This is a genomic window from Streptomyces sp. CBMA123 (assembly GCF_014596465.1).
In the GTDB taxonomy this organism is placed as follows: domain Bacteria; phylum Actinomycetota; class Actinomycetes; order Streptomycetales; family Streptomycetaceae; genus Kitasatospora.
In genome coordinates, this window is sequence record NZ_MECK01000347.1 from 1 (window position 1) to 4,770 (window position 4,770).

The following is a 4,770-nucleotide window of genomic DNA, read 5'->3' on the forward strand; positions in this document are numbered from 1 at the left end:
GGGCGCTGCTGCGCGGCCCCGAGCGGCCCACCGCCGTCGCGGCGGGCAGCGACCTGCTCGCGCTGGACGTCTACGAGGCGGTCCGGGCCGAGGGGCTGGCGGTCGGGCCCGCCGGGGTGGCGGTCACCGGCTTCCACGACACGCCGCTCTGCCGCCACCTGCACCCGGCCCTGACCTCGGTCCGGCTGCCGCTGCGGGCGATCGCCACCGCACTGGTGGCCCGGCTGCTCGCCCAGGTGCGCTGGGAGCCGGTGCCCCCGGCCGGGCTGGAACTGCCCGGCGAGCTGGTGGTGCGGGGGAGTTCGGCGGGCTGAGCCGGGCACGGGACGTCGGACCGGCCGACTTCCCGTGCGGAGCGCGCCGCCCCCGCCGAGCGGCTGCTCGACGGGGGCGGCGCGCTCAGGACGCCGGGCCGGCCGGGCTCAGCCCGCGCGGACGGCGCCGACCAGGTCGGGCAGCAGCTTCGCCGCGTTCGGCGTGCCCAGCCCGGTGACCGGGTCCCAGCCGGTGCCGGCCGAGTAGCCCGGCACGGTCGGGTCGGTGGTGTTGTTGCCGAGCGTCACATCGTTGAAGTCGGCCGCATACGTGGCCGGGTCGGTGCCCAGCTTGTACAGGGCCGGGTTGATCTGGCCCAGGCCGCCGCCGTTGATCTGGTCCGCGATCGAGACCAGGCCGGCCCACTGCGGGCAGGACAGCGAGGTGCCGCCGATGTCGTACCAGCCGGTGCTGCACGGCGTGGCACCGCACTTGAGGCCGGAGGAGCCGTCCGGCGGCAGCGACAGGTAGACCAGCGCTCCGGTGCCCGGGGCGGCCTGCAGGGCCACGTCCGGCACACCGCGCATGGCGCCGATCGCGGTGGAGCCGGCCGGCAGCGCCGACTGGTAGCCGGGCTTGTCGAAGACCCGGCTGAACCCGCCGCCCGAGTTGGTCCAACCGACCTCGGCGGAACCGGGGTTCGCCTGGCAGACGGCCGGGTTGTCGGTGCTGTCCACGCTCCGGGCGCCGCTCGCGCCGGGGTCGGTGCACAGGTAGGTACCGCCGACGCCGGTCACCAGCGGGTCGGAGGCGGGCCACTCCACCGACGGGTACGGGAGGGTGGAACCGCCCGACTTCGCCGGGGTCTTCTCCGAGCCGGCCGTGCCGTTGTCGCCCGAGGAGCCGAGCACCGTGACGCCGTTCAGCGCCGCCGACTTGAAGGCGTGCCGCAGCGGCTCGATCGACTGGGGGCTGGCGAACGCGCCCTCGGCGGAGGCGAAGGACTGCGAGATGACGTTCGCCAGGTGGTGGTCGATCACGTACTGCTCGGCGTTCATCAGGGTCGGCAGGCCCTGGACGCCGAGGGTCTCGGCGGTGGGGGTGGAGACCAGCAGGATGTTGGCGCCGGGGGCCATCGCGTGCGCCGTCTCGACGTCCAGCGCGACCTCGAGCGCCCAGGCGGCCTTGCTCTCCTGGCCGGTGCCGTGGCTGTTGGGCGGCGGCGCGGTGGTGCCCGGATCGCCCTGGACGTGCAGCTCGCTGAAGCTCGGCATGCCCGGCTGGCAGGTCACGGCCTCCTCTCCGCACATGGCGCTGACGCCGAACGCCTGGTCGAAGACGTGCAGGTCGTGCGCCATGGTGTCGCTGCCGTACGAGTCGAAGACGGCGATCGTCTGGCCCCGGCCGTCGAACCCGCCCGCGTACAGCGGCCCGAGGTTGTAGGCGGCCCTGATCGCCTGTGGGGAGAAGCAGCGGCGGCCCACACCGGCGCACTGGGTCTGGGTGGGGGGAGTGGTGCCGGCCGACACCTGGGCGTAGTCGGCCACGGTGGGGTGCACCGTCGGGTAGCCGGCGGCCACGGCGCTGCCGACGGTCGGGACGGCGAGCGCGCCGGAGGCCGCGAGGGCCAGGCCGCTCACCCCCGCCAGGAACGTGCGGCGTATCGTTCGAGCCTTCAAATCGTCCTCCATGAGGGATGGTTGGGGGACATCGGCGAACACCCGGGTCGGATCCGACGGCCCGGGCGGATGGGGGTCTCCGGGACGCACGGTCACGGACGGGCGCGAGTGTAGGCGGGTGAACGGCCCGGCCTCAATGGTCCGGTGAGGCCCGGTTCGGAGCCCGTTCCGGTCGGCCGGGTACGGACCGACCGCCCGAAACCCGTTCGAGTGAACGGCCGCCCGGTTGCTTCGTCCACAGCTGTCAACACGCCAAGCTGGGCCGCGAATCCATGGGAATTCCGTGAGGAAAGGCCGTTCGATGACGCGCGCGCTGATCGTGGTGGATGTGCAGAAGGACTTCTGTGAGGGCGGAAGTGTTCCGGTCGGCGGCGGCGCCGACCGAGCACGGGCGATCGCCGCACTGATCCAGGGCCCGGAGCGGGAGGGCTGGTCCCGGGTGGTCGCCACCCGGGACCACCACGTCGACCCGGGCGGCCACTTCTCCGACCACCCTGACTACCGCGACTCCTTCCCGGTGCACTGCGTGGTCGGCACCGAGGGCGGCGAGTTCCACCCCGACTTCCTGCCCGCCGTCGAAGCCGGCGCGGTCGACGAGGTCTTCTACAAGGGCGCCCGCTCCGCCTCCAAGAGCGGCTTCGAGGGCCACACCGCCGACGGCACCCCGCTCGCCGACTGGCTGCACGACCACGGCGTGGACGCCGTCGACGTGGTCGGCATCGCCACCGACCACTGCGTCAAGGCCACCGCCCTGGACGCCCGCAGGGCCGGCTTCGACGCCCGCGTCCTGCTGGACTACACGGCCGGCGTCGCCGCCGACACCACGGACGCCGCCCTCACCGAACTCCGCCGCGCCGGCGTCGACCTCACCGGCGCCCCGGTCGTCCGCGGCTGAGACCGCAGGAAGGGCGGCCGGACCGGGCAACGCCGCGGCGGCACTGCGGTGGCCGGGCTCCGGGCTCCGGCCACCGCAGTGCCGCGACGACTCAGTCCTCCGGCGTACTTTCCTCGGCGGCTCGTTCGTCGACCGGCTGTTCGGTGTCGGTCGTCTCGGTGGGAGCCGCCAGACCGGGGTCGGCGCTTCCTCCCGTCACTTCGGGCACTGGTTGTCCTCCTCCCCAACCGGGCATGGCCATACCTCCTGTCCTCCACGGTAGGCCCATGCTCCGCGGCGGCGATAGACGCCCGCTCGAATCCCCGGTCGGAGCCCGCTCACGAGGCCACGATCAGCTCGCCGACCAACTCCGCCGCGGCCGCCCGCTGTTCCGCCGGCAGCGCGTCGTCGGTGACCAGCACGTCCACCTCGCCCAGCGTGGCGAAGGAGGCCAGCCCGACCGCGTCCCACTTGGTGCGGTCGGCGACCACGACCACCCGGCGGGCGGATCGGAGGAAGGCGCGGTTGGTCTCCGCCTCGGCCAGGTTCGGGGTGGTCAGGCCGGTCTCGGCGGACAGTCCGTGGCAGCCCAGGATGAGCACGTTGACGTGCAGCGAGCGGATCGCCTGGTCGGCCACCGGGCCGACCAGCGCGTCCGAGGGCGTGCGGACGCCGCCGGTGCGGATCACCGTGGCGGTGGCGGGCGTGCCGTCCTCGTCGGGCTGCTCCAGCAGCTCGGCGATCCGCAGCGAGTTGGTGACCACGGTGAGGCCCTCGACGGCGCGCAGGTGCCGGGCGACCGCGTAGGTGGTCGTCCCGGCGGACAGCCCGACCGCCGAACCGGGCGGCACCAGCGCGGCGGCGGTGCGGGCGATCGCCTCCTTGGCGGGCAGCTCCCAGCGCGCCTTGGTCTCGAACCCGGGCTCTCCGGTGGCGGGCGCCTCGATCCGCACCGCGCCGCCGTGCACCTTCTGCACCAGGCCGCGGCGGGCGAGCGCGTCGAGGTCGCGGCGGACGGTCATGTCGGACACCCCGAGGTCCCGGACCAGTTCCGTCACCCGGACGCCGCCGCGGGCGCGGACCTGCTCCAGGATCAGTACGCGGCGCTGTCCGGCGAGCGGTTGGACGTTGTCGGTCATCGGGGTCTCCCTCTACCACTTCCGGCGCGTGGTTCTGATGGATAATGTTTGAGATTGTAGCTTTCTGTTGATTCCCGCGGTGCCACCTGCGGGCCCCGCACATCACGCACGCCCTGCACGCACGCCCTGCACGCCCCGCCCCGCTCGCCCCGCACGTCACGCACGTCACGCAGAGGAAGAAGGCCATGGCCGGGACGACCCTGACCCAGCCCACCGCCAGGACCGCGACCACCCTCGCGGACGGGCGACAGCTCATCTACTACGACAGCGGCCCGGCCGTCCCCCGCGACGCCGTGGACCGGCGCCCGCTGGACGCCCGCCCCGGCGGCTCCGAGGTGCGGCTGGACCCGGCCACCGGCGACCAGGTCACCATCGCCGCCCACCGCCAGGCCCGCACCTACCGGCCCCCGGCCGACGAGTGCCCGCTCTGCCCCTCCCGGGACGGCCGGCTCAGCGAGATCCCGGCCGCCGACTATCAGGTGGCCGTCTTCGAGAACCGCTTCCCCTCGCTGGCCGGGCCGCCCGCCCCGCCGTTCGAGCAGGCCGACGGCCCGTGGATCAGCGCCCCCGGCGCCGGCCGCTGCGAGGTGGTGTGCTTCACCGCCGACCACGACGCCTCCTTCGCCGACCTCACCCCCGGACGCGCCCGCCTGGTCCTGGACGCGTGGACGGACCGCACCGCCGAACTCTCCGCGCTGCCCGGTGTGCGGCAGGTCTACTGCTTCGAGAACCGGGGCGCCGAGATCGGCGTCACCCTCGCCCACCCGCACGGCCAGATCTACGCCTTCCCGTTCACCACCCCGCGCACCGCCCGGATGGCCGC

4 protein-coding genes and 1 pseudogene are annotated in these 4,770 nt (G+C 74.2%); 3 read left to right on the forward strand and 2 right to left on the reverse strand.

The window, feature by feature from the left end; genetic code table 11:
- Positions 1-314 (forward strand): substrate-binding domain-containing protein (locus BG452_RS30135; RefSeq protein ID WP_188307520.1); only part of this gene is annotated, 314 nt, incomplete at its 5' end.
- Positions 315-422: 108 nt separating this feature from the next.
- Here BG452_RS30135 and BG452_RS30140 read toward each other — a convergent pair.
- A complete protein-coding gene (locus BG452_RS30140) occupies positions 423-1,934 on the reverse strand; it encodes a S53 family peptidase (protein ID WP_188307521.1) in 1,512 nt (503 codons plus the stop codon).
- A gap of 301 nt (positions 1,935-2,235) precedes the next feature.
- Here BG452_RS30140 and BG452_RS30145 point away from each other — a divergent pair, with 301 nt between their 5' ends.
- The gene (locus BG452_RS30145) at positions 2,236-2,829 is read left to right on the forward strand and encodes an isochorismatase family protein (RefSeq protein WP_188307522.1); all 594 of its coding nucleotides are present in this window, start codon (positions 2,236-2,238) and stop codon (positions 2,827-2,829) included.
- 317 nt (positions 2,830-3,146) lie between these two features.
- On the opposite strand, the gene BG452_RS30150 is transcribed toward BG452_RS30145, so the two are convergent.
- Positions 3,147-3,947: a DeoR/GlpR family DNA-binding transcription regulator gene (locus BG452_RS30150; protein ID WP_188307523.1), complete on the reverse strand. Its 801-nt coding sequence runs from the start codon at positions 3,945-3,947 to the stop codon at positions 3,147-3,149.
- Between the two features lie 185 nt (positions 3,948-4,132).
- On the opposite strand from BG452_RS30150, the pseudogene BG452_RS30155 reads away from it, so the two are divergent.
- Positions 4,133-4,770: pseudogene (locus BG452_RS30155) on the forward strand (galactose-1-phosphate uridylyltransferase); the annotation flags it as partial.

Bases quoted from the DNA above. Each gene is read 5' to 3' on its own strand.
- BG452_RS30150 (WP_188307523.1), bottom strand. From the start codon at position 3,947: ATGACCGACAACGTCCAACCGCTCGCCGGACAGCGCCGCGTACTGATC.
- BG452_RS30145 (WP_188307522.1), top strand. From the start codon at position 2,236: ATGACGCGCGCGCTGATCGTGGTGGATGTGCAGAAGGACTTCTGTGAG.